Raw genomic sequence first — 23,051 nt, 5'->3', positions numbered from 1 at the left:
CCCCGGCCGCCGCTACCGGGCCGCTGCGCCGCCCCGGACCGTCCGTCCGGGGGTGGCGTCGGTGCGGCGGTGGTCGTCGATCACCGGGACGCCGCCCACCAGTACGTAGGGGATGCCCAGCGGGAGCGTCCTGGGCTGCTCGTAGGTCGACCCGGCGGCGACGCCGGCCGGGTCGAAGAGCACCAGGTCGGCCCGGTAGCCCTGGCGGACCAGACCCCGGTCCGGCAGCCGCAGCCGCCGGGCCGGCCGGGCGCTGAGGTGCTCGACGCACTCGGCCAGCCCGAGCACGCCCTCCTCCCGGACGTAGTGGCCGAGGTAGCGCGGAAAGGTGCCGTAAGCCCGGGGGTGCGGCCGGTCGCCGGTGAGCAGCCCGTCGCTGCCGCCGGTGTGCGCCGGGTGGCGCATGATCGTGCGGACGTTCTCCTCGTGCCCGACGTGCTGGAGGATGGTGGTGCCCAGGGCGTCCTCGGTCAGCAGCCGGACGAAGGCGTCGAAGCCGGACTGCCGGTCGCGCTCGGCGAGCTGGGCCACCGTCAGACCGACGGCGTACCGCAGCGAGGCCGTGCGCACCCCGCTGATCTGCACCGTGGTCCAGTCGGCGACCACGCCGTGGCAGCCGTCCGAGCCCTGGACCTCCAGCGCCTGCCGGATCGTGGCCAGTGCCGCCGGATCGGCCAGTCGGCGCAGGGTCTGCTGCGGGCCGCCGGCCGCCGCCCAGCCGGGCAGCAGCGCCGCCAGGGTGGTCGAGCCTGGCAGGTAGGGGTAGCTGTCCAGGCTCAGGTCGACGTCGGCGGCGGCGTCCAGCAGCGCCGTCAGCTCGCCGCCCCGGCCCCGGTTCACCGCGAAGTTCATGGTCGCGTGGGCCAGGTGCAGGGCGCAGCCGGAGCGCCGGGCCACCTCGACCATCTCGGCGTAGGCCTCCAGCGCACGGGCGCCGTAGGAGCGGTGGTGCGGGCAGAAGTAGCCCCCGGCCCCGGCCACCACCCGGCACAGCTCCACCAGCTCCTCGGTCCCGGCGTACATGCCGGGGGAGTAGGTGAGTCCGGCGGACATCCCCAGCGCGCCCTCGGCCAGCCCCTGGGCCAGCAGCTCCCGCATCCGCAGCAGCTCGGCGGGGGTGGCCGGACGGTCCTCCCAGCCGGTCACCAGCGCCCGGAGGGTGCCGTGCGGGACCAGGTAGGCGGCGTTGACGGCCATGCCGTCGTGGCCGTCGGGACCGGCGTCCAGTCGGTCCAGGTACTCGCCGACAGTGCGCCAGGACCAGTCCAGCCCCTCGGGTTCGCCGTTCCAGCCCGCCAGCTGGCGGCGCAGCCCGGGCAGGGTGCGGTCGTCGACGGGGGCGTAGGAGAGCCCGTCCTGGCCGAGCACCTCCAGGGTGACGCCCTGGGCGGCCTTGGCCTCGTGCGCCGGGTCGGTGAGCAGCGCCAGGTCGGAGTGGGCGTGCATGTCGATGAAGCCCGGCGCGAGCGCCAGCCCGTCGGCGTCCACCACCCGGGCCGCGCCGGGGCGCACGCCCGGGTCGCCCTCGCGGTGGATCGCGGCGATCCGGCCCGCTGAGGTGCGGACGTCCGCCCGGTAGGGCTCGCCGCCGCCGCCGTCGACGACCAGCGCGCCGCGCAGGACCAGGTCGGGCAAGGTCGCCATCAGGGGGTCGCCATCAGAAGAAGGTGCGGATGTAGTCGGTGACCGTGCCGTCGGCCTCGACCTCCGGGATCAGCTGCCACTTCTCGAAGCTGGTGCAGGGGTGGGAGAGGCCGAGCCCGACCAGGTCGCCGACCGCGAGCTCGGCGTCCGGGGCCACCCGGACGAAGGCGTGCTGGTCGGCGAGGGCGGTGACGGTCAGTCCGGCGGCCTCCCGCTGCGCGCCGCCGTCGGCCGGGCGGACCAGCAGCGGCAGCGGCAGCCCCAGGTCGTAGGGCAGGTCGCGCTTGCCGGCGTTGAGCAGGGCGAGGCCCGGCTCGGGCCGGGAGACCACCTGCGCCCACAACCGGAGCGCGGGCCGGAACCGCTCGGCCGGGTCGGCCGACCGCAGCGGGGTGATCTCGGTGTAGTGGAGGTGGTCGTGGGTGACGTAGGCGCCGCTGCGCAGCAGCCGCAGCACCGGGCTGCCGAGCTTCAGCGCGTCGGCCGTGAACGCGGCGGCGACCAGGTCGAAGTGCTCGCTCCCGCCGGCGCTGACGATGATCTCGTCGGTGTCGGCGAAGCCGCCGTCGGCGTCGAGCCGGTGCGCCAGGGCGACCAGGTCGGCCAGGAAGCCGGCGACCGCGCTGCGGTCGTCCTCGGGGTGGGCGATCGTGCCCTCGTAGCCGGCCACGCCGACCAGCCGCAGCCTGCTGCTCGCCCGGACCGCCCCGGCGAGGGCGACGGCCTGTTCGATGCCGCGCACGCCGGTGCGCGCGCCCTGCGCGCCGAGCTCGACCACCACGTCGACCGGCCGCCGGCCGCCGGCCGCGGTCAGGGCCTGCTCCATCAGCTCGACCCCGCGCGCGGAGTCGACGTAGCAGGCGAAGCGGAACTCGGGGTGGGCGTCGAGCTCGGCGGCCAGCCAGGCCAGGGCGGCGGGGTCGACCAGCTCATTGGCGAAGAACACCCGCTCGACCCCGAAGGCCCGGTACATCCGCAGGTGGGAGGGGACGGCGGCGGTGATGCCCCAGGCGCCGAGGTCGAGCTGGCGGCGGTAGAGCTGGGGCGCCAGCGGGGTCTTGCCGTGCGGGGCGAAGGCCAGGTCGTGCTCGGCGGTCCAGCGGGCCATCAGCGCGAGGTTGTGCCGGACGGCGTCGGCGTCCAGAGTCAGCAGCGGGGTGGAGAAGCCGTCCTCGAAGAGGTTCAGCCGGGCCTCGGTCAGTTCGGCGACGGTGCGTCCCTCCCGGGCCGCCGGCAGGCCCTTGAAGTGCCAGTCGACGATGGTGCTGCCGAGCTGCTGGAGGGCGGCGGTGTCCATGACGCTCCCGGGATTGCGCGTGGTGCAACAGTGATTGCATATCCTGCCGCACAGGAGTTCGTCCGTACAGCCCGGCACATCGTCCCGGCACGTCGTCGAGGAGTCGACCCATGAGCAAGACCACCGTCCGCACCGACCAGGCCCCGACCCCGATCGCCAGTTTCTCCCAGGGCTCCGCCAAGGGCGGTCTGCTGCAGGTCGCCGGGCAGGTCGGCTTCGACCCGGCGACCGGCGTCCCGGTCGGCCCCGGCCTGCGCGAGCAGATCGACCAGACCCTGCGCAACGTCCAGGCGGTGCTGGAGGCCGGCGGTTCGGGCTGGGGCGACGTCATCATGACCCGGGTCTACCTCACCGACACCGCGCACTTCGCCGAGCTGAACGCGGCCTACGACGACTGGTTCGCCAAGGCCCTGCCGGAGGGCGACTTCCCGGCCCGGACCACCATCTACGTCGGGCTGCCGGCCGGGCTGCTGGTGGAGATCGACGCGCTGGCGGTCGTCGGTTCCTGAGCCGGGCCCGGAACGCCGCCGCCCGCCGGGTGCTGGAAGGCACCCGGCGGGCGGCGGGTCGTGCGGGGAGGGGTGTTACGGCATGGCGTGGACGAAGGCGCCCTCGTTCAGCGCGAACTGGTTGCCGTTGCTGGCGTCCCAGGCGGTCGACCAGGTCATCACGCCACCGATGCTCGGCCACAGGGTGGTCGGCTTGAAGGTGCCGCAGTTGGTGCCCTTGGCCAGGCAGTTCAGGGCGTTCTCGACGACGCTCGGGGCGACGTAGCCGCTGCCGGCGGCGCTGGCCGAGGCCGGGACGCCGATGCCGACCTGGCTCGGGCTCAGCCCGGCCTCGATCGCGGTGCAGGCCAGCGAGGTGATGAAGTCGACGGAGCCCTCGGAGTAGACGCCGCCGTCACAGCCGTTCATCGAACCCGAGTTGTAGTACTGGGTGTTGACGATGGTCAGGATGGACTTCACGTCCAGCGCGGTGGCCAGGTAGTCCGAGCCGGCGCTGAGCATGTCGATGGTCTGCGGGGCCATGGTCAGGATGAAGCCGGAGCCCGCCTTGGCGGCCAGCTGGTCCAGCGCCTGGGTCATGTAGGTCGGGTTGAGGCCGTTCTCCAGGTCGATGTCGACCCCGTCGAAGCCGTACTGCTTCATCAGCGCGTAGGCGCTGTTGGCGAAGTTGGTCGCGGCGGTGGAGCTGGCGATGCTGATGGTGCCGTCCTGGCCGCCGATCGACAGCACGACCTTGTCACCGGCCGCGTGCTTGGCGGCGATGTCCGCCTCGAACTGCGCGGTGGTGTAGCCGCCGAGCTTGCTGACCAGGGTCGGGTCGAGCGAGAAGGTGACCCCGCCGTCGCCGGCCGAGTCGGCGGTGGCGAAGGCCACGGCGATGATGTTGTACGCCGGGTTGACGGCGGCGATGGTCTGGTCCGTCGCGCCGTTGTCGAAGTCCTGCCAGTAGCCGGTCACCCAGTGCTTGTTGCCGCCGCTGGGCGGGGTGGAGCTGGCCGAGGCCGAGGGGCTGGCCGACGCCGAGGCGGAGGCACTCGCGGAGGCACTCGCGGAGGCGCTGGGGCTGGCCGAGGCCGAGGCCGACGCGCTGGGGGACGCGGAGGCGGAGGCGGAGGCGGAGGCCGAGGCGCTGGCGGAGACCGAGGCGGACGGGCTGGGGCTGGAGCCGGCCGGGCCGGTGAGCGTGACGTTGTCCGCGTAGTAGGTGCCCTGGCCGTACCAGCCGTGCAGGTAGATGGTGACGCTCTTGGTGGAGGCGCCGGTGGTGAAGGAGGTGCTCAGCTGGTTCCAGGCGCTGTTGCTGGACCAGGTGGAGACGTCGGTGGTGCCGTCGCCGGTGGTGCCCAGGTAGACGTAGCTGCCCTGGACCTCGGAGCTCAGCGAGTACGAGGAGTTGGGCTGGACGCTGATGGTCTGCGAACACTGGGCGTCGTCGCTGCTGGTGGCGGCGGCGGCCAGGGCGTACGGGCTGGAGTTGTAGGTGGGGCTGCTGACGACGCTGCCGGTGCCGGCGTCACAGGTCCAGTTGGCGAGGGTGCCGGTGCCGAAACTGGGGTTGACCACCAGGTTGGTGGTGGCGGCGTCGGCGCCGCCGGTGAAGGCGACCAGCCCGGTCAGGGCGAGGCCGAAGGCAGTGGCACAGGCGGTGACAACACCGGTCGTGCGGCGGGGAGAAGGCATGGATCTGTCCTCATGTGGGGGGAGGGGAGGAAGACAGCGGATGAAGCTTGCCCCACAAGTTGGCCTAGACCAATCAAGGTGTCAAGAGTGTGCGCAGCCACTTAAGGCTCCGTTAAGGCAGGGTTGTGCAAAAGAACGGGCAGCTCAGGACGGTGTATCCGCCACTGAACTGCCCGTAAGAGGTATAGACCGGAGTATTGGGGGAGTAGTTCTCAGGCCTCGCTGGAGGTGGACCAGATATTGATGTCCGCGTCCGTCGCATAGCGGTCGATCTCGACCAGTTCCTCCGCGCTCAGCGGGGCGCCCTGGACGGCCGCGATATTGGCCTCCAGCTGCGCCACCGAGGAGGCGCCGATCAGCGCCGAGGTCATCCGCGGGTCGCGCAGCAGCCAGGTCAGCGCCAGCTGGGCCAGCGTCTGGCCGCGCCCGGCCGCGATGTCGTTGAGCGCGCGCAGCTTGAACAGGGTCTGCTCGGTGAGCTCCGCCGGGTTCAGCGACTTGCCCTGGGAGGCCCGCGAGCCCTCCGGGATGCCGTGCAGGTAGCGGTCGGTGAGCATGCCCTGGGCGAGCGGTGCGAAGCCGATGCAGCCCGCGCCCTCCTGCTCCAGTACGTCCAGCAGCCCGTCCTCCTCGATCCAGCGGTTCAGCATCGAGTAGGAGGGCTGGTGGATCAGCAGCGGGACGCCCAGCTCGCGCAGGATCGCCGCGGCCTTCCGGGAGTTCTCCGCACTGTAGGAGGAGATGCCGACGTACAGCGCCTTGCCCTGCTGGACGGCGGACGCGAGCGCGCCCATCGTCTCCTCCAGCGGGGTCTCCGGGTCGAAGCGGTGCGAGTAGAAGATGTCGACGTAGTCCAGGCCCATCCGCTGCAGCGACTGGTCCAGGCTCGCGGTCAGGTACTTGCGCGAACCCCACTCGCCGTAGGGGCCCGGCCACATGTCGTAGCCGGCCTTGGTGGAGATCACCAGCTCGTCCCGGTAGGGACGGAAGTCGGCGGCCAGGTGCCGGCCGAAGTTGGCCTCGGCCGCGCCGTACGGCGGTCCGTAGTTGTTGGCCAGGTCGAAGTGGGTGACGCCCAGGTCGAAGGCGCGGCGGAGGATGGCGCGCTGGGTCTCCAGCGGCTTGTCGTCGCCGAAGTTGTGCCACAGGCCGAGCGAGATCTCGGGCAGCTTCAGCCCACTGCGACCGGTCCGCCGGTACGCCATCGAGCCGTTGTATCGGGTCTCGTCGGCCCGGTACGGAGCTGGGATCATCGGGGGTACACCTCTCACGCTGCACGGCAGTGGATGGCCATGTATTTGTACGTGTGATGAACAATACGCCTGGCCATCCCTTGGCCGTACGCCTCATGAGGCCGGAGTAGGGTGTCCCACCGGGCGAGGAGTAACAGAGGGGCGCACGCACATGGATGTCGGCAGGGTTATCCGACGTACACCTGTCCTCCGGCAGCTGACCTACGGCCTCTACGGCCGCCGGGTCGAAGCGCACCTCGACCGTACCAATGTGCCCCGCCACGTCGGCGTGATGCTCGACGGCAACCGCCGCTGGGCCCGGGCCGCCGGGATGTCCACCGTCGACGGCCACCGCTCCGGCGCCGACAAGATCCCAGACTTCCTCGGCTGGTGCGAGGAGGTCGGCGTCGAGGTGGTCACCCTGTGGCTGCTCTCCACCGACAACCTCAGCCGTCCGCAGGAGGAGGTCGTCCCGCTGCTCGGCATCATCGAGCAGGCGGTCCGCGACCTGGTCGCCGACGGCCGCTGGCGGGTGCACCCGGTCGGGGCGCTCGACCTGCTGCCCGCGCACACCGCCGCCGTCCTCAAGGAGGCCGACGAGGCGACCGCGCACAAGGCCGGCATAGTCGTCAACGTCGCCGTCGGCTACGGCGGTCGGCACGAGATCGCCGAAGCCGTCCGCAAGCTGCTGCAGGAGCAGGCCGCCCTCGGCACCTCGGTGGAGGAGCTCGCCGAGATGATCGACGTCGAGCACATCGCCCGACACCTCTACACCAGTGGCCAGCCCGACCCCGACCTGGTGATCCGGACCTCCGGCGAGCAGCGGCTGTCCGGCTTCCTGCTCTGGCAGAGCGCGCACTCGGAGTTCTACTTCTGCGAGGCGTACTGGCCGGCCTTCCGCAAGGTCGACTTCCTCCGCGCGCTGCGCGACTACGCCAACCGGCAGCGACGCTTCGGCGGCTGAACACCTGGTGTCGCTGATGCGTCAGTTCGGTTCGACCGGCATGGGTTCCGGGGTGCAGGGGAATACCCAGAGCAGACCGTGACCTCGGCCAACGGGGCCGCAAGGGATCGGTGAGCCGCGGATGACAGCAGGTCATTCGCCCGGGAGGCCCTGTGGTCAGCTCCAAGAGCCGCCGGAGTTTGCACGACCGGCGCACGTACGTCCTCGACACCAGCGTGCTGCTGGCAGACCCGGCCGCGATGACCCGATTCGAGGAGCACGAAGTCGTGCTCCCGGTGGTCGTGGTGACCGAGTTGGAAGCCAAGCGGCACCATCCGGAACTCGGCTACTTCGCCCGGCAGGCGCTCCGCCTGCTCGACGACTACCGGGTGCGGTACGGCCGCCTCGACGCCCCCATCCCGGTGGGCGAGGTGGGCGGCACGATCAGGGTCGAGCTGAACCACACGGACCCGTCCGTGCTCCCGGCCGGCTACCGGCTCGGGGACAGCGACAGCCGCATCCTCGCGGTGGCCCGCAACCTCCAGGCCGAGGGGTACGACGTCACCGTCGTCTCCAAGGACCTGCCGATGAGGGTGAAGGCCAGCTCGGTCGGCCTGCTGGCCGAGGAGTACCGGGCCGAACTCGCGATCACCTCCGGCTGGACCGGGATGCAGGAGCTCGCCGTCTCCGGCGAGCAGGTGGACGCCCTCTTCGGCGGGGGGGCGGCGGCCGAGCACGGGGCCGGCGGCGTGGACATCCCCGAGGCGCGGGACCTGCCGGTGCACACCGGCCTGGTGCTGACCTCCGAGCGCGGCAAGGCGCTGGGCCGGGTGACCCCGGACGGCAGGGTGCGGGTGGTCCGCGGCGACCGGGAGGTCTTCGGCCTCCGCGGGCGCAGCGCCGAGCAGCGGATCGCGCTGGATCTGCTGCTCGACCCGGACATCGGCATCATCTCGATGGGCGGCCGGGCCGGCACCGGCAAGTCCGCGCTGGCGCTCTGTGCGGGCCTGGAGTCCGTGCTGGAGCGGCGGCAGCACCGCAAGGTGATGGTCTTCCGTCCGCTGTACGCGGTCGGCGGCCAGGAGCTGGGCTACCTGCCCGGCTCCGAGGCGGACAAGATGGGGCCCTGGGCGCAGGCGGTCTTCGACACCCTCTCGTCGGTGACCACCCCGGACGTGATCGAGGAGATCCTGGCCCGGGGGATGCTGGAGGTCCTGCCGCTCACCCACATCCGCGGCCGCTCGCTGCACGACGCCTTCGTGATCGTGGACGAGGCCCAGTCGCTGGAACGCAACGTCCTGCTGACGGTGCTGTCCCGGATCGGCCAGGGCTCCCGGGTCGTGCTCACCCACGACGTGGCGCAGCGCGACAACCTGCGGGTGGGGCGCTACGACGGGGTGGTCGCGGTGGTGGAGAAGCTGAAGGGGCATCCGCTGTTCGCGCACATCACCCTGACGCGCTCGGAGCGTTCCGCGATCGCGGCCCTGGTGACCGAGATGCTGGAGGACATTCCGGGCTGACGCCGGGTTCACTGCACTGCCGGTCCTGGTTCGGCCTGGACCGGCAGTGTCGTCCCCGGCGCCGGGAGGCTTTTGTCCGGATCAATCCGGCTGAAACCACCTCAGAAGTCGCAGCGGCGACGGTGGGAGTCGGGCAAATTGGCCCGATCGTAACCACTCTGGCGGTGTTTCAGTAGGGCAATCGCACATCTTTGGCGCCTGTACGGCATGTGAGCTTCGCCACGCAACTGAGAATTGCGCCGACGCGTCTTGGTCGGGCATGGTGTGGTTTCTGTCAGGCCCCGCGTACGGCGTGATTGGGCACCCCCAGGGGTGGACGTGTCATCGAGAGATGGCAGTGTGTGCGAGTTGCTACAACTGAACACGGCTTGTCTGCCGTACGCCGCCCGAGATCGACCAGCGTCCCGTTCCCACCGGGGCGTACGGGCCCGCGTCTCCCGTGACCAGTGCAGGGGGAGGCCAGCGTCAGGGGCAGGGTTCGACCGTGCGGTCACCACACGGGCGACGCTGGAAGGAAACCGTGTGAACCGGATCTCGGTTCGGGGTGTGGCCGTGGCCTCCGCCACCGCCGTCACTGCCGTCGGAGCCGTGGTCGGTGTTGCCCATGGCAGCACGCAGCCGGCCGCTCAGACCACCGACATCGCAGGCAGCACTCTTCTTGCCGACATCCCCTCGGGTGTCCAGGCGCAGACGATCAGCGACAACATCGCGCGACAGGCCGATGCGCAGCAGGCGGATGCCACCGCCGCGGCGCAGAAGGTAGCCGCCGAGTCCGCGCGTCTCGCCGCCGCCCACACCGCTCTGGCGAAGGCCGACGCGGAGAAGGCGGCTGCGGCTGCCAAGGCCGCTGCGGCTCAGGCCGCCGCCCAGAAGGCCGCCGCCGCCGAGGCGAGCCTGCAGCAGACCTACGCGCCCGGTTCGATCCAGGCCATGGCCGAGTCGATCATAGGCAACGCCACCCAGTTCTCCTGCTTCAGCAACATCGTCACCCACGAGAGCGGCTGGGACTACACCGCGACCAACCCCTCCTCCGGGGCGTACGGTCTGGTCCAGGCACTGCCCGGATCGAAGATGGCCTCGGCCGGCGCCGACTGGCGGACCAACCCCGCCACGCAGATACGGTGGGGTGTCAGCTACATGGACAACCGCTACGGCAGCCCGTGCGGCGCCTGGGCCTACTGGCAGGTCAACCGGTCCTACTAGGGCCCGACCGCAGCAGCGGCAGCCCCGAAGCGTGTGGAAGCCCCCGATCCCTGTCCGATCGGGGGCTTCCTTATTTCTCCCACGGAACGACCGCTGTGTGCGGGGCGGTCGCACCCGGTGTCGTCCCCCGGGTCGGCGAGGGCTAAACCCATTTCGGTCACAAAGACCGGATAATCAGACGATCCGGGCGATATTCCGGCGCCCCGGAGGGTGACCCGTCCCGTTCCGCTCCTTCCCAGCAGGTACCGTTCCAGGAGGCAGATCCACGGCGGGGCGAAGGGGCGGGGTAGCGATGTCCGGCGAGGAGCGCGCGAGCGAGGGGCGCGGGAGCATGGTGGCCTGGGGTGCGGCCGCCGCACGGAAGCTCTCCGAGCGCCTGGAGCGACGGCGGCGCCGGACCGAGCAGGAGATCCACCTCGCCGAGCACCGCAACGATCCGCCGCCGCTGCCCGTGCCGGCCCCGGCCGCCGCCGACGGCGGCCCGTCCTATCCGGCCCTGCCGACCAGCCCCACCGAGGCCGTGCCCTGGAGCCTGAAGGTCGCCGCCGAGGTGGTCTGGCGGCTGCTGGTCGTTGGCGTCGGCCTCTACGTCCTCTTCCTGGTGGTGCAGACCCTTCACATCGTGGCGCTGGCCTTCATCGCCGCGCTGCTGATCAGCGCGCTGCTGCAGCCGACGGTGTCCCGGCTCACCGCCCTGGGGCTGCCCCGGGCGCTGGCCGCCGCGCTGACGTTCATCGGCGGCCTGGCCGGGATCGGCCTGGTCGGCTGGTTCGTCGGCTGGCAGGTCAACACCCACCTCAGCGAGGTGACCGACAAGGTCCAGACCGGCATCTCGCAGATCCACGGCTGGCTCACCCACGGCCCGATGCACCTGACCGACACTCAGATCAACGAGTTCGTCAAGCAGCTGCAGAACGCGGTCGGCACCAACAGCGACCAGATCACCTCCTTCGGCTTCTCCACCGTCGGCGTGGTGATCGAGATCCTCACCGGGGTCTTCCTGGCCGCCTTCTGCACCTTCTTCCTGATCTACGACGGCGAGCGGATCTGGGGCTGGATCCTGCGGCTGTTCCCGCCCGGCGCCCGGATGGCGATGGCCGGGGCCGGCCCCCGGGCCTGGTCGACGCTGAGCGCCTACGTGCGCGGCACCGTGCTGGTGGCCTTCATCGACTCGGTCTCCATCGGCATCGGCATCTACCTGCTCGGGGTGCCGCTGGCGCCGCCGATCTCGGTGCTGATCTTCCTCGGCGCCTTCGTGCCGCTGGTCGGCGCGCTGGTCACCGGGACCATCGCGGTGCTGATCGCGCTGGTGACCAAGAGCGTCTTCACGGCGGCGATGGTGCTGGTGGTGCTGCTGGCGGTGCAGCAGATCGAGGGCCACCTGCTGCAGCCGCTGATCCTCGGCCGCGCGGTCCGGGTCCACCCGATCGCGGTGGTGCTGTCGGTGACCATCGGATCCATCGTGGCCGGCATCGGCGGCGCGGTCGTGGCGGTGCCGCTGGTGGCGGTGACCAACACCACCGTCGGCTACCTCAGGGCCAGGCAGCGGGCCGGCGAGAACGTGCGGGCCGCGCTGATCGCCGCGCAGACGACGTCCGGCTCCCCGGGTACGGCGGAGGCCCCGCCCGCCGAGGGCTGAGCTCTCGGCGGGCGGGGCCTCCGGTGGTACCGGGCGCGGGTGTTTCGGGTGGGGCGAGGCGGCGGCGGGTCAGCCGATCCGGCTCTCGGCCTCCAGCGTCACGCCCACGGCCTGCAGCACGGCGGCGATCCGGATCGCGGCCTGGACGGTCTCCCGCTCCACGCCGGCCTTGCGCAGCACCTGCTCGTGCGAGTCCAGGCACTGGCCGCAGCCGTTGATCGCCGAGACCGCGAGGCACCAGAGCTCGTAGTCGACCTTGTCCACGCCCGGGTTGCCGATGACGTTCATCCGCAGGCCGGCCCGCAGCGTCCCGTACTCCTTGTCGGAGAGCAGGTGCAGGGTGCGGTAGTAGACGTTGTTCATCGCCATGATGGCGGCGGCGGACTTGGCGGCGGTGTAGGCCTCCGCGCTCAGTTCGGCCTTGGCCTGGGGCTCCAGCTCGGCCAGCAGCCGCTCGCTGCGCGAGGCTATCGCGCAGGCCAGCACCGTGCCCCAGAGCTGCTGGGCCGGCAGGTCGGAGTTGCCGATGACCGAGCCCAGGTTCAGCTTCAGGTCCTTGGCGTACTCCGGGAGCGCGGCCTTCAGTTCGTCGAGAGCCATTGCGTCACTCGCCCGCGAGCAGGGCGACCGGGTCCAGCGTGGTCTCGCCCTTGGTCCAGTTGCAGGGGCACAGCTCGTCGGTCTGCAGCGCGTCGAGGACCCGGAGGACCTCCTTGGGGTTGCGGCCGACGGAACCGGCGGTCACCATCACGAACTGGATCTCGTTGTTGGGGTCCACGATGAAGACGGCGCGCTGGGCGGTGCCGTCCTCGCCCTCGACGCCGCAGTCCCGCATCAGCTCGTGCTTGACGTCGGCGAGCATCGGGAAGGGCAGGTCGCGGAGGTCCTTGTGGTCCTTGCGCCAGGCGTGGTGCACGTACTCGGAGTCGCCGGAGACGCCCAGGACCTGCGCGTCGCGGTCCGCGAACTCCTCGTTGAGCTTGCCGAAGGCGGCGATCTCGGTCGGACAGACGAAGGTGAAGTCCATCGGCCAGAAGAAGACGATCTTCCACTTGCCCTCGTAGGACTTGTGGTCGACACGGGCGAAGGCCTTGTCCGCGTCGAGGTCGACGCAGGCGTTCAGGTCGTACGCGGGGAACTTGTCACCGATGGTGAGCACGTTCGCTCCTCCTTGGCTCTGAGTGAGGGTTTTTGTCCGTCTTGCAGCGGGTTCTCCGGCTCGGCGGACCGTCCCACGGTGACACATCGCATACTGATCAGTGAAATAGCTACACTTGGATCCATTGATCGGAGGCACCTATCAGCAAGCTGCGCACCCCCACGATTTCCCAGCTCAGAGCGTTCGTCGCGGTCGTCGAGCACCGGCACTTCCGCGATGCCGCCGCCGCCATCGGCATGAGCCAGCCGGCCCTGTCCGGGGCCGTGGCCGCGCTGGAGGAGAATCTGGACGCCCAGCTCGTCGAGCGGACCACCCGGAAGGTCATCATCACCCCGCTGGGCGAGCGCGTCGCCGTCCACGCGCGCGGGGTGCTGTCCGAGCTGCACGCCCTCGGCGACGAGGTCGAGGCCTCCCGCCGGCCCTTCACCGGTCCGCTGCACCTCGGCGTGATCCCCACCGTCGCCCCCTACCTGCTGCCGGTCGTGCTCACCCTGGCCCGCGACCACTACCCGGAGCTCGACCTCCACGTCCACGAGGAGCGCACCCCGCAGCTGCTCGACGGCCTCGGCTCCGGCCGGCTCGACCTGCTGCTGCTCGCCCACCCCAGCGTCCCCGGCATGGTCGACATCCCGCTCTACGACGAGGACTTCGTCCTGGTCACCCCGCCCGACCACGCCCTGGCCCAGCGCCGCGACGTGCCCCGCGACGTCCTGCTCGACCTCGACGTGCTGCTGCTGGAGGAGGGCCACTGCCTCCGCGACCAGGCGCTCGACCTCTGCCGCGAGGTCGGCGCCGAACCCGGCGCGACCCGCGCCGCCGGACTGTCCACCCTGGTCCAACTGGTGGCCGGCGGCCTCGGGGTGACGCTGCTCCCGGCCACCGCGGTGGACGTCGAGACCGGCCGCTCCGAGCGGCTGGCCACCACCCGCTTCGCGGCCCCGGCCCCCGGCCGCCGGATCGGCCTCACCCACCGCCCCGGCTCCGCCCGCACCCCCGAGTACCACCGGCTGGCGGCCTCCCTGCGCGAGGCGCTGCGCCCGCTGCCGGTGCGGATCGTTGGATAGAGTCGAAGCCGTCCGCTGCTGAGGGAGGGGCCACCCCGTGTACATCTCCAGGCTTGAGATCTCCGGCGTCAAGGGCTTCTCCGGCAGCCGCAGCGTGGACCTCGACCTGGTCCGCCCCGACGGCTCCCACGCCGGCTGGACCGTTCTCGCCGGTCGCAACGCCTCCGGCAAGACCAGCCTGCTGCGAGCGGTGGTGGTCGGGCTCGGACTGCACGACCCGGACGACCTGTCCGCGTGGCCGGTGACGGAGGACGCGTTCATCAGGATCACCCTGAGCGCGCAGAATCCGGAGGAGCTGTTCTGGCTCAGGGACGGTGACGACAGCGAGGACCCGCTTCCCGACGACGAATCCGCGGCCTTTCTGGCGGGACCGGCGACCGCACAGGTCACCAGTACCTGGGTGAGGACGCGCGGGCGCGAGGGGGAGGCCCCGTCCCGACCCCGTCGGCTCCTGCGCAGCACCCGGATCACCGGCGGGGACGGTCTGCTCTCCTACGAGGTCGACAGCGACGTGCTGGAGTACACCGATCTGGGCTGCCTGATCGCGGTGGGCGCCTACCGACGACTCGGTCGGGAGGTGGGGCGGGGCACGGGATTCCGGCTGCCGGCGGTCGCCAGCCTGTTCGACGAGGAGGTGAGCCTCAGTGAGGGCGTGTTCTGGCTGGTCGACATGCACCACCGCAGCCTCACCGGCGACGAGGCGGCGGGTGCACTGCTGACCGTCGTACTGGCGCTGCTCCAGGACGGGCTGCTCCCGGACGGGCACGAGGTGCGCAAGGTCGACGCCGACGGACTCCGGATCGCCAGGGACGGGCAGGAGTTCACCCTCTACGAGATGAGCGACGGCTACCGCTCGGCGGTGGCCCTGGTCCTCCACGTCCTCTGGTCCCTGGCGACCCAGGGGCCGGGCGCGGGCGTCGACCTGGTGACCGAGGGCGGACGGCCGCTGGTGGCGACCCCCGGCATCGTGCTGATCGACGAGGTGGACGCCCACCTCCACGTCACCTGGCAGCAGCGGATCGGCTACTGGCTGAAGGCGCACTTCCCCGACGTCCAGTTCCTGGTCACCACCCACAGCCCGTACATCTGCCAGGCCGCCGACCCGGGCGGCCTGATCCGGCTCGGCGCGCCCGGCGACAGCACCCCGCCCGCCGTGGTGGACCAGGAGCTGTACCAGCGGATCGTCTACGGCAGCGGCGACGACGCCATCCTCTCCGACCTGTTCGGTCTGGAGAGCCCGTACTCCGCAGCGGCGGAGCAGGCCCGCCGGAGGGTCGGCGACCTGGAGGGCAGGGTGCTGAGCGGCGACGCCTCGGAGTCGGAGCTCGCCGAGTACGAGGAGTTGAGCAACAGGCTCAACAGCTCGCTCAGCGCGCGGGTGATCGAGGTCTCCGCCCGACTGGCGCCTCACCGGTGATCCCGCTGGACCGGCCCGCGCTGGAGCCCGGACTGGAGCGACAACTCGCCCGGCGCACCGACACGCTGGCCCGGCGTGGGGCCACCCTGGACCGGGCCCGCCGAGCCTGGTCGGACTCGTCCTCCTTACGGCGGCAGCTGCGCGAGGTCCTGGACCGGATGGCTCCCGGCGTGCAGCGGTGCATGTACTGCGGCGACAGCCACGGGGCGTCCATCGACCACTTCGAGCCGCTGGCCCGCAATCCGCTCGGTGCCTTCGCCTGGGTGAACCACCTGCTCGCCTGCACGCACTGCAACAGCAACCACAAGCGGGACCGCTTCCCGGTCGACGAGGCAGGCCACTGCCTGCTGGTCGACCCCGCACGGGAGGACCCGGTGCTCCACCTCCAACTGGTGCTGCGCACGGGTGAGTACCGGGCACGGACCGCCAAGGGGCAGGCGACCATCGAGGTCTTCGGCCTCGGCCGGAAGGCGCTGGTCGACGGTAGGGCCGCCGCCTTCGTCCGCTGCCGGTCCATGCTGCGGGACATCCGCCGGCAGCTCGACGAGGGTGGGCAGGAGGAGGCGGAGCAGGTGGCCGACGCCCTCGGCGTCCAGCCGTTCGCCGACGTCCTGCACGCCATGCAGGCACTGCGGGAGCAGCCCGGGGCGGCTCTCGTCATCGGCGCACCCGAGGTCGAGAGCCTGTACTGGTTGGCCCGCCGCCGGAGCTAGGGTGCGGTGGTATGAGCAACCTTGAGACCGCCCCGCAGGCGCGGGTCTGCGGCGGACGTGACGACGTGTCGGCCCGGCCGGTCCACGAACTGCTGACGGGCAAGCAGGTGCCGCTGGGCGAGAGCACCGTGGTCCGGCGGCTGCTGCCGAACCTGGGCCGGCGGATGGTCGGGGCCTGGTGCTTCGTCGACCACTACGGCCCGGACGACATCGTGGACGAGCCGGGGATGCAGGTCGCCCCGCACCCGCACACCGGGCTGCAGACCGTCAGCTGGCTGCACGACGGCGAGGTGACCCACCGCGACAGCGTCGGCAGCCTGGCCACCGTCCGGCCGCGCGAGCTGGGGATCATGACGGCGGGCCGCGCCATCGCGCACTCCGAGGAGTCGCCGCGCGGCCACGGGCCGGTGCTCCACGGCGCGCAGCTCTGGGTCGCGATCCCGGACCGGCACCGGCACACCGAGCCGCACTTCGAGCACCACCCGCAGCTGCCCGAGGTCGCCGCGCCCGGCCTCCGGGCCACCGTCATCCTGGGCGAGCTGGACGGCGCCCGCTCGCCGGGCGCCGTGTACTCGCCGCTGGTCGGCGCCGACCTGACGCTCGCCGCGGGCGCCGCCGCCCGGCTGCCGCTGGAGCGCGACTTCGAGTACGCGGTGCTGTCCATGTCAGGATCGGTCGACGTCGACGGGGTCCGGGTCGAACCCGGCGCGCTGCTCTACCTCGGCTGCGGCCGGACCGAGCTGCCGCTGCGCGCCGACGCGGACAGCAGCCTGCTGCTGCTCGGCGGCGAGCCCTTCGAGGAGAAGATCGTCATGTGGTGGAACTTCGTCGCCCGCAGCGGCGAGGAGATCGCCGAGGCCCGCGCGGCCTGGAACGACGCCCCGGCGGACCGTTTCGGCGAGGTCCACGGCTACGACGGCGCCCGGCTGCTCGCCCCGGCCCTGCCCCCGGTCCCGCTGAAGCCGCGCGGCCGCACCCGCTGAGCGCGCGGCTGAGCGGCCGGTTCGGCGCCCGGCTCAGCGCCCGGTGAGTTCGACCTCGACCTCGACCGCAGCCGCGACTGGGGTCGGGGTCGCCGCCGCGGCCCAGCGGTCGGCCAGGCGGTAGCCGTAGCCGCCCAGGGCCACCAGCGCCGCGAGGAGGGACCAGAAGACGGCGGCGTGGTGCTGGATCAGCGAGCCGACCAGCACCGGGCCGAGGGTCGCCGACACCGCCCAGGTGAGGTTGAAGAGCGACAGGTAGCGGCCGCGCGCCTCGGTCGGGGCCGCGGTCGCGGAGATCGCGGTGGTGGCCGGGCCGGCCATCATCTGCCCGGCGGTGAAGAACAGCACGGCCGCGAAGACCGCGACCACGGTGCCCGCGCCCCTCCCGCTCGCGCCCAGCCCCAGCAGTGCGATGGACCCGAGCATCAGCAGCGAGGCCCAGGAGACCACCCGGGTCCGGGAGAACGCGACCAGCCGTGCGGTCAGCACCGACTGCGTCGAGACGATGACCACGGCGTTGACGGCGAGCGCCGTCGACGGCAGCCAGGTCGGCAGGTGGTCCACCTCGACCAGGTAGACCGGCAGCACGATCGTCGGTATCAGCCAGGCGAAGGCGAACGCGGCCTGCGCGCCCATCAGGGTCAGCAGCGCGCGGTCCCGGAGCAGGGTCCGCCAGCCGGCCGGCCGGGCGGCCTGCGTCCCGTCCGGCGGCGTCCCGTCCGGCGGGGCGGCGGCGGGCGGCCGACGTCCGCCCGCCGCCCTCGCCGAGGCCGGGGCGAGCAGCAGGACGGCGGCGACCACGCTGGTGGCTGCGTTCACCGCGACGATGAACACGGCGGCGCCGGACCAGCCGCTGCCCAGCAGCAGTCCGCCGGCGGCTCCGCCGATGCCCACGCTGGCATTCATCCCGGCGGTGGTGAAGGCGTACCAGCGGTCCAGCTCGGCGCCCTCGGCGATGTCGGCGACCAGGGCCGGCCAGGAGGCGAAGTACAGGCGCTCGGCGCAGAGCACCAGGAACATGCTCCCCACCAGCGTGGGCAGCGAGTCCACCAGCAGGTAGCAGAGGAAGCCCGCAGCGGCGAGCAGGTTGTTGGCGATCAGCGAGGTCCGCGGACCCCAGCGGTCGACGATGCTGCCGGCCACCGGCGCGACCGGGAGCGACAGCAGCGTGGCGACACTGCTGCCCAGGCCGATCTCGGCCACGCCGAGACGCGTGGTCAGCACGAAGAACAGGAACGAGAGCGGGACGAACATCCCGACGCCGAAGGAGTCCAGCAGGGTTGCCGAGACGATGCGGCCGTGCCCGGCCAGGTCCGGTACGCCCAGCCGCAGCCGCCAGCGGGCGGCCCCGGAGAGCTCGGGCCCGGGTGCCATCACAGACTCTCCTGGTCCAGGTCGGCGACGGCCGCCTCGGCGCTCCGCAGCGGCCACCAGTACTCCAGGCCGATGTTGTCCGGCTTCAGCAACCGGCCGTGCACCTGCCGGTCGAGCTCGTCGACCTGGGTGGCGTGCGCCCGGACGGACGCCTCCTTGGCGGCGACCGCCTCCGCTCCCAGTCGGCTCCCCACCGGTGCGTGCTGCGGGGCGGCCGCCCGGGGGAAGACCTCCTCGGACCAGGCGGTGAGGGCGCTCGGGTCCGCGTTGGTCCAGTCGTAGCTCGCATGGGTGCCGGCCGCGCGCCGGGCGTTGCCCATCTGGAAGAGCTGGTAGGGGTATTCGGCGTAGAGCACCAGCCCCGGCCGCACCCCCTCCCGGGCGAGTTCCGCGCACGCGGCGAGGCCGGTGTCGCGGACCAGGACGTGGTCGGGGTGGACCAGCAGCCCGGCCGGCAGCCAGACCTCGGCGGCCGCGCGGATCCTGGTCCGCATCGCCGGCAGCAGCTCCTGCGGCACGACTCCGGGGCGGTACTGGCCGTCCAGGAAGGGCCACTGCTCCAGCGCGACCCCGGTTCCGGCGAAGGAGCGGACATCCTCGTCGAGGCGCTCCAGCGCCAGTTCCCGGGAGCTCCCGACGCCGAGCCGCCGGTCCCAGTCGGTCAGCAGACCGGCGTCCTCGGGCACTCCGGCGAAGACCGTGACGACGTCCGTGCCGGGGCCCAGCGCGCCGTGGCAGGAGAGCACGGCGTCGTCGGCGTGCGGGGAGAAGACGAGTCGTCGGGTCATGATTCCTCCAGCTCGGTGGGGACGCCCTGCCAGATCTCCGAGGCCGGCGGCAGTGCGGCCAGCCGGTCCCGGCCGATCGCCGCCGGGGGCCCGTGCCGGCGCCGTCGGGTCCGACCGGCCTCGACCGCCGACGCGGCCAGCTCCGTCAGCGGGCCGACCTGTTCCAGCGCCCACCGGTACTCCCGGCCGAGGCTGTTGGAGCCGCCGAGCACCAGGCTGCGCAGGCAGGCCCGCACGGCCTGCTGGGATCCGGCCGGGACCGAGGGGGCCGCGTGCACGCCCATCAGGTAGGCCGCGTACCAGAGTTCCTCGGTCAGCCAGCGCGACTCGCCGGGCAGGCCGGGAGCGCGCCGGGCGTGCTCCCAGCCCGCCGCCGCGTCCGCCAGCAGACCGGTCTCCCGCAGGTAGCCGCGGCTGGACAGGCGCCGCGGACCGTCCGGGTGGGCGAGCACCGCATGGCCCCGGCCGCGCAGGACGTGGACCAGCGGGTCCGCCCGGTACGGCGCGGGCCCGGTCGCGGTCGCCTCCGGGCCGGGGCCGGGACCACGGCCGGGCGCCAGGTCGTCGGCGAAGCAGGCCGAGTGCCGGGGGCCGTAGCTGTCGTTGCCGATCAGGCTCTCGTCGCCGACGTGTTCCACCAGGTGCGGTACGGAGATCAGCACCCGCCGGCCGCGGGCAGCCAGTTCGCGTTCGAGGACGACGTCGTCCGGGGTCAGCTCCGCGCTGTCCTCGGGGACCGCGGCCAGCAGCGCCCGCACGTCCGCGCGGGGGAGCAGCAGCGCCAGGGCCGGTACCCACTCGCCGGTGACGGCGACGGCCCAGGAGGCGCCCGCCAGCGCGGCGGCGCGCGTGGCTGCGCCGTTCCACGAGTTCCAGTTGGCGTACAGGGCGAGCGGACTGTCCGGGTGGGCGGACACGGCCGACGCCAGCCGGGCGGTGAAGTCGCGGCACGGCCGGACGTCGTCCTGGAGCACCAGGTGGTGGGTGGCGTCCGGGGGCATGGCGGCCCAGGCGGCACGGGCGGCCCGCAGCGTGGTCGGCGGCCCCTCCGGGAACGGGTCGACCGCCACCGTGCCGGGCCACTGCGGGAAGGCCGCGGCCAGGGCCCTGGCCTGGGCGAGCCGCCTCGGATGGGCCATGACGGCGACGCTGATGACGCCGGTGGACACGGCGTCCACGGTTGCTGATCTCACTGCGGTGCCCCCTCTCAGAGTTCGGTGCCGTCGCGTTCGATGCGCGGGCCGGCGGGCCAGGAAACGGCGTCCGCGGCGACCGGCAGGATGAGCGGGCGGGCCGTGGTCACCACGGCGGTGAGCTCGTCGTCCGGCTCGTAGTGCCGGGTGTCCGCGCCGGAGACCTCGATCCAGCCCGCCGAGGTGTAGTAGCCGAGCACACTGTCCATGCAGTTCAGATAGCCGAAGGGCAGCTCCAGCGAGGCCAGGGCCTGCCGGGTCCGGTCGGCCAGGGCCCGTCCGGCGCCGATCCCCTGGAGGTCGGGGTGGACCGCCACCAGTCCGACCTCGCCGACGAGCTGCTCCTGGCCGCCGACCCGGAGGAACCGCCGCAGCAGGCCCGTGTGGGCCACCGGCCGTCCGTCCGCCCAGCCGATCACCCGGCGTTCGGGCCGGGCGCCCGCCCAGCTCCGGCCGTCCCGGAACTGGTCGACGGTGTAGGGGAACGCCGCGCGCAGCAGGGTGTTCAGCTGCTGGTGCACCAGCGGTGAGATGTCGTTCTCCGGCGTGGACTCCCAGCTGATGTGCTGGAGTTCCGGGCGTGCGGGGGCGGGGGCGGGCATGGCGGCTCCTGGGACGGGAAGCGAACGGGAGGAAGGGGCGAAGGGCTGAAGTGCTGAAGGGCGCTGCCGCGGAGGATCAGCGGCGGCGGCAGGTCAGGCCGACGCTTCCGCGCTTGCGCTGGTACATCAGGCCGTCCACGAGGAAGTCCAGGCGTGCGCCCAGCAGTTCCTGCTCGGACTCGACCCGCCAGCAGGCGGCCCCGGCGCCCTCGAAGTACGGGCGCAGCACCGACTCCAGGAGCTCGCGCGGGGCGGTGACCAGCAGCAGGTCGGTCGGCAGCGACTCGACCACGGCGAGGTCGTCGAGGTAGTACATCACCTCGGCCAGGAGGTAGGCGTCCGCAGGGACGGGCGCCGGGCCGGCGAGGTCCTCGACGGTGGCCGCGGTCACCTCGGCGCGCCCGGCCACCCTGGAGCCCAGCCGCTCCCGGAAGTCCTGGGCCGGCTCGGTGGCAGTCACCCGGAAGCCCGCGTCACAGAGCAGTTCGGTCAGCGAGCCCTCGCAGGCCCCGGCCTCCACCAGGGTCGCCGCCGGGCCGGGGACGGCCGCCCTGACCCAGTCCCGGGTGGCCGACAGCCGCTCCTGCTCGTAGGCGGAGCGGTCGAAGTCCCAGGGGTCCCGTGGCACCTTCACCAGCGGATCCGGGCTGTACATCAGGTAGTAGAGGTGCTCGGCCTGCTGCCGGGTGAGGGCGAGGAAGCTCTCGCAGGAGGGCGCGGCCTGGGAGAGGAACTGCCGCTTGGCGTCGGCCCCGGGCAGCGCCCCGGAGGCGAAGCCGGCCAGTACGTCGATCTTGGTCCGCAGCTGCTCCACCGAGAGCGGCCTCGCCTCGCTCACCAGGAACTGGGAGTGGCCCGCGTGGCCGAGGCTGTACCTGATCCGGCCGGCGCCGACGGCCGCGGCGGCGGCCAGGCCGGAACGGGCCTGCTCCTGGCGCCAGTCGGCGGGGCTGTGGGCCCAGTGGCTGTCGTCGGGCCCGCTGCGGTCCGGCTGCCAGGTCCCGGTCGCGGGCCGGGCGGCGGCGTCGGCCAGGAAGTGCAGCCGTTCCTTCGCACCGGCGTGGGGGAGAGCGATCGACCGCCACTCGTGGCCGGTGAGGACGACCGAGACATCCTCGTCCGCCAGGTCCAACACGCTGATGAACTCAGCTGCAGCATCCGGGACTTGGTGTGCGAAGACGATGTGGGCCATGATTCCCTCCGTCGGTCCGGGAGCGGGTGCCCGAGTCCGGTCGAGCGAACGGCTCCGCTGGTGGGTCAACCATCGCCCGGGGCCGCCCGGGGCCGCCACAACGGCGGCTGGCCGGACCCGGAACTGCCTGATCCGGCCAGCCGCCCCGGACCGCCGGGGAACCGGTCAGCGCAGGTGCGCCGTGTCGTTGTAGAGGCGGAGCGACGGCGTCGCCCCCTGGTACACCAGGCCGGAGAACGAGGCGGGGGACAGGTCCATCGTGTGGATCGCCTCTCCCGGTGCGCCGAGCGCCAGTTGGACCAGGGCCTTGATCGGCGTGACATGGGTGACCGCCAGCACCCGGCTCCCCGGGTACCGGGACAGCAGGCCGTCCCTGGCCCGTCCGGCCCGTTCGGCCACGTCGGCCGTGCTCTCGCTGCTGCCGGTGGGCGGTACCGAGGCGGACGCCTGCCAGGCCGCCAGGTCGGACGGGAAGCGGGTGCGCACCTCCGCGTAGGTGAGCCCCTCCCAGTCGCCGAAGTCGGCCTCGCGCAGCTCGGGCTCGACCACGAGGTCCAGCCCGAGGACCCGGGCCGCGGCCGCCGCCGTCTGCCGGCAGCGCCGCAGCGGCGAGCAGACGACGACCTCCACGGACGCCGCCGCCAGCAGCGAGGAGTCGGCGGCGCGCGCCGCCTGCCACCTTCCCGTGTCGGAGAGTTCGGGGTCGGTGCCGCCGCTCCCGGAGAACCGCCGCTCGGGCGTCAGCACGGTCTCCCCGTGCCGGAGCAGCAGCAGCGTCGTCTGCGGGTCTGATTCTCTCTGCTGGGTCATTCGGCCACCCTAAAGGAAACGTCGTATTCGTGACCGGTGCTCAGGTCCGTCGCCCCGCTGACCGGATCAGGCCGGGCCGGGTCCGGCCA

21 protein-coding genes are annotated in these 23,051 nt (G+C 72.4%); 9 read left to right on the top strand and 12 right to left on the bottom strand.

The window, feature by feature from the left end:
- Nucleotides 1-12: 12 nt before the first annotated feature.
- Complete coding sequence (locus BS75_RS15905; RefSeq protein WP_034088706.1) at nucleotides 13-1,644, bottom strand: N-acyl-D-amino-acid deacylase family protein; 1,632 nt, start codon at nucleotides 1,642-1,644, stop codon at nucleotides 13-15.
- 13 nt (nucleotides 1,645-1,657) lie between these two features.
- Nucleotides 1,658-2,941 carry an alanine racemase gene (locus BS75_RS15900; protein WP_034088705.1) on the bottom strand — a complete coding sequence of 428 codons (1,284 nt, stop codon included), beginning with the start codon at nucleotides 2,939-2,941 and terminating at the stop codon, nucleotides 1,658-1,660.
- 110 nt (nucleotides 2,942-3,051) lie between these two features.
- Here BS75_RS15900 and BS75_RS15895 point away from each other — a divergent pair, with 110 nt between their 5' ends.
- Entirely contained in the window at nucleotides 3,052-3,450 is a 399-nt protein-coding gene (locus tag BS75_RS15895) for a RidA family protein (protein ID WP_034088704.1), read from the top strand.
- A gap of 75 nt (nucleotides 3,451-3,525) precedes the next feature.
- Here BS75_RS15895 and BS75_RS15890 read toward each other — a convergent pair whose 3' ends face one another.
- Both BS75_RS15890 and mgrA read right to left on the bottom strand, forming a co-directional pair.
- Complete coding sequence (locus BS75_RS15890) at nucleotides 3,526-5,130, bottom strand: chitinase (protein ID WP_034088703.1); 1,605 nt, start codon at nucleotides 5,128-5,130, stop codon at nucleotides 3,526-3,528.
- Nucleotides 5,131-5,342: 212 nt separating this feature from the next.
- Nucleotides 5,343-6,383 (bottom strand): L-glyceraldehyde 3-phosphate reductase, encoded by a 1,041-nt coding sequence (mgrA, locus tag BS75_RS15885; RefSeq protein ID WP_034088702.1) that lies wholly within the window; start codon nucleotides 6,381-6,383, stop codon nucleotides 5,343-5,345.
- A 151-nt stretch (nucleotides 6,384-6,534) separates the two neighbouring features.
- On the opposite strand from mgrA, the gene BS75_RS15880 reads away from it, so the two are divergent.
- The 4 genes from BS75_RS15880 (at nucleotide 6,535) to BS75_RS15865 (ending at nucleotide 11,667) form a co-directional block, all read left to right on the top strand.
- Entirely contained in the window at nucleotides 6,535-7,326 is a 792-nt protein-coding gene (locus BS75_RS15880; RefSeq protein WP_042438440.1) for an isoprenyl transferase, read from the top strand.
- Nucleotides 7,327-7,478: 152 nt separating this feature from the next.
- Nucleotides 7,479-8,825 (top strand): PhoH family protein, encoded by a 1,347-nt coding sequence (locus BS75_RS15875; RefSeq protein ID WP_034088701.1) that lies wholly within the window; start codon nucleotides 7,479-7,481, stop codon nucleotides 8,823-8,825.
- Nucleotides 8,826-9,347: 522 nt separating this feature from the next.
- Complete coding sequence (locus BS75_RS15870; RefSeq protein ID WP_034088700.1) at nucleotides 9,348-10,028, top strand: aggregation-promoting factor C-terminal-like domain-containing protein; 681 nt, start codon at nucleotides 9,348-9,350, stop codon at nucleotides 10,026-10,028.
- Nucleotides 10,029-10,320: 292 nt separating this feature from the next.
- Complete coding sequence (locus BS75_RS15865) at nucleotides 10,321-11,667, top strand: AI-2E family transporter (RefSeq protein ID WP_231607785.1); 1,347 nt, start codon at nucleotides 10,321-10,323, stop codon at nucleotides 11,665-11,667.
- A gap of 69 nt (nucleotides 11,668-11,736) precedes the next feature.
- Here BS75_RS15865 and BS75_RS15860 read toward each other — a convergent pair whose 3' ends face one another.
- Nucleotides 11,737-12,267 carry an alkyl hydroperoxide reductase gene (locus BS75_RS15860; protein ID WP_034088699.1) on the bottom strand — a complete coding sequence of 177 codons (531 nt, stop codon included), beginning with the start codon at nucleotides 12,265-12,267 and terminating at the stop codon, nucleotides 11,737-11,739.
- 4 nt (nucleotides 12,268-12,271) lie between these two features.
- The gene (locus BS75_RS15855) at nucleotides 12,272-12,826 is read right to left on the bottom strand and encodes a peroxiredoxin (protein ID WP_034088698.1); all 555 of its coding nucleotides are present in this window, start codon (nucleotides 12,824-12,826) and stop codon (nucleotides 12,272-12,274) included.
- 140 nt (nucleotides 12,827-12,966) lie between these two features.
- Here BS75_RS15855 and BS75_RS15850 point away from each other — a divergent pair, with 140 nt between their 5' ends.
- From BS75_RS15850 to BS75_RS15835, 4 genes are read left to right on the top strand one after another with little or no spacing between them, the layout of a single operon-like run.
- A complete protein-coding gene (locus BS75_RS15850; RefSeq protein WP_081982354.1) occupies nucleotides 12,967-13,890 on the top strand; it encodes a LysR substrate-binding domain-containing protein in 924 nt (307 codons plus the stop codon).
- A gap of 37 nt (nucleotides 13,891-13,927) precedes the next feature.
- Nucleotides 13,928-15,307, top strand: coding sequence for an AAA family ATPase (locus tag BS75_RS15845; RefSeq protein WP_034088696.1), 1,380 nt, complete (start codon nucleotides 13,928-13,930; stop codon nucleotides 15,305-15,307).
- Nucleotides 15,304-16,020, top strand: a complete 717-nt coding sequence (locus tag BS75_RS15840) for an HNH endonuclease family protein (protein ID WP_042438436.1) — start codon at nucleotides 15,304-15,306, stop codon at nucleotides 16,018-16,020. Before BS75_RS15845 ends, BS75_RS15840 begins: the two co-directional genes overlap by 4 nt.
- 11 nt (nucleotides 16,021-16,031) lie before the next feature.
- Nucleotides 16,032-17,003 (top strand): pirin family protein, encoded by a 972-nt coding sequence (locus BS75_RS15835; RefSeq protein WP_034088695.1) that lies wholly within the window; start codon nucleotides 16,032-16,034, stop codon nucleotides 17,001-17,003.
- Nucleotides 17,004-17,036: 33 nt separating this feature from the next.
- Here BS75_RS15835 and BS75_RS15830 read toward each other — a convergent pair whose 3' ends face one another.
- The 6 genes from BS75_RS15830 to BS75_RS15805 all read right to left on the bottom strand — a co-directional run bounded on the left by BS75_RS15830 (nucleotide 17,037) and on the right by BS75_RS15805 (nucleotide 22,962).
- Nucleotides 17,037-18,377: an MFS transporter gene (locus tag BS75_RS15830; protein ID WP_034088694.1), complete on the bottom strand. Its 1,341-nt coding sequence runs from the start codon at nucleotides 18,375-18,377 to the stop codon at nucleotides 17,037-17,039.
- Nucleotides 18,377-19,165 carry a PIG-L deacetylase family protein gene (locus tag BS75_RS15825; protein ID WP_042438433.1) on the bottom strand — a complete coding sequence of 263 codons (789 nt, stop codon included), beginning with the start codon at nucleotides 19,163-19,165 and terminating at the stop codon, nucleotides 18,377-18,379. Before BS75_RS15825 ends, BS75_RS15830 begins: the two co-directional genes overlap by 1 nt.
- The gene (locus tag BS75_RS15820; RefSeq protein WP_034088693.1) at nucleotides 19,162-20,358 is read right to left on the bottom strand and encodes a hypothetical protein; all 1,197 of its coding nucleotides are present in this window, start codon (nucleotides 20,356-20,358) and stop codon (nucleotides 19,162-19,164) included. The genes BS75_RS15825 and BS75_RS15820 overlap by 4 nt, the downstream gene beginning before the upstream one ends.
- A gap of 14 nt (nucleotides 20,359-20,372) precedes the next feature.
- On the bottom strand, nucleotides 20,373-20,960 hold the full coding sequence (locus BS75_RS15815) for a GNAT family N-acetyltransferase (RefSeq protein ID WP_052069448.1): 588 nt from the start codon (nucleotides 20,958-20,960) through the stop codon (nucleotides 20,373-20,375).
- 76 nt (nucleotides 20,961-21,036) lie between these two features.
- Nucleotides 21,037-22,152, bottom strand: a complete 1,116-nt coding sequence (locus tag BS75_RS15810; RefSeq protein ID WP_081982353.1) for an SAM-dependent methyltransferase — start codon at nucleotides 22,150-22,152, stop codon at nucleotides 21,037-21,039.
- Between the two features lie 165 nt (nucleotides 22,153-22,317).
- A complete protein-coding gene (locus tag BS75_RS15805) occupies nucleotides 22,318-22,962 on the bottom strand; it encodes a histidine phosphatase family protein (protein ID WP_052069447.1) in 645 nt (214 codons plus the stop codon).
- Nucleotides 22,963-23,051: the final 89 nt, after the last annotated feature.

It is taken from the genome of Streptacidiphilus albus JL83, assembly GCF_000744705.1.
GTDB lineage: Bacteria > Actinomycetota > Actinomycetes > Streptomycetales > Streptomycetaceae > Streptacidiphilus > Streptacidiphilus albus.
Note: the sequence above shows the minus strand (reverse complement) of the source record. Positions and strands in the feature narration are given on the sequence as shown.

What these genes read in the sequence shown, in the direction of transcription:
- BS75_RS15865 (WP_231607785.1), top strand. Translation starts at nt 10,321, where the DNA reads ATGTCCGGCGAGGAGCGCGCGAGCGAGGGGCGCGGGAGCATGGTGGCC.
- BS75_RS15825 (WP_042438433.1), bottom strand. Translation starts at nt 19,165, where the DNA reads ATGACCCGACGACTCGTCTTCTCCCCGCACGCCGACGACGCCGTGCTC.
- BS75_RS15895 (WP_034088704.1), top strand. Translation starts at nt 3,052, where the DNA reads ATGAGCAAGACCACCGTCCGCACCGACCAGGCCCCGACCCCGATCGCC.
- BS75_RS15880 (WP_042438440.1), top strand. Translation starts at nt 6,535, where the DNA reads ATGGATGTCGGCAGGGTTATCCGACGTACACCTGTCCTCCGGCAGCTG.
- BS75_RS15830 (WP_034088694.1), bottom strand. Translation starts at nt 18,377, where the DNA reads ATGGCACCCGGGCCCGAGCTCTCCGGGGCCGCCCGCTGGCGGCTGCGG.
- BS75_RS15900 (WP_034088705.1), bottom strand. Translation starts at nt 2,941, where the DNA reads ATGGACACCGCCGCCCTCCAGCAGCTCGGCAGCACCATCGTCGACTGG.
- BS75_RS15810 (WP_081982353.1), bottom strand. Translation starts at nt 22,152, where the DNA reads ATGGCCCACATCGTCTTCGCACACCAAGTCCCGGATGCTGCAGCTGAG.
- BS75_RS15815 (WP_052069448.1), bottom strand. Translation starts at nt 20,960, where the DNA reads ATGCCCGCCCCCGCCCCCGCACGCCCGGAACTCCAGCACATCAGCTGG.
- BS75_RS15835 (WP_034088695.1), top strand. Translation starts at nt 16,032, where the DNA reads ATGAGCAACCTTGAGACCGCCCCGCAGGCGCGGGTCTGCGGCGGACGT.
- BS75_RS15905 (WP_034088706.1), bottom strand. Translation starts at nt 1,644, where the DNA reads ATGGCGACCTTGCCCGACCTGGTCCTGCGCGGCGCGCTGGTCGTCGAC.
- BS75_RS15860 (WP_034088699.1), bottom strand. Translation starts at nt 12,267, where the DNA reads ATGGCTCTCGACGAACTGAAGGCCGCGCTCCCGGAGTACGCCAAGGAC.
- mgrA (WP_034088702.1), bottom strand. Translation starts at nt 6,383, where the DNA reads ATGATCCCAGCTCCGTACCGGGCCGACGAGACCCGATACAACGGCTCG.
- BS75_RS15890 (WP_034088703.1), bottom strand. Translation starts at nt 5,130, where the DNA reads ATGCCTTCTCCCCGCCGCACGACCGGTGTTGTCACCGCCTGTGCCACT.
- BS75_RS15805 (WP_052069447.1), bottom strand. Translation starts at nt 22,962, where the DNA reads ATGACCCAGCAGAGAGAATCAGACCCGCAGACGACGCTGCTGCTGCTC.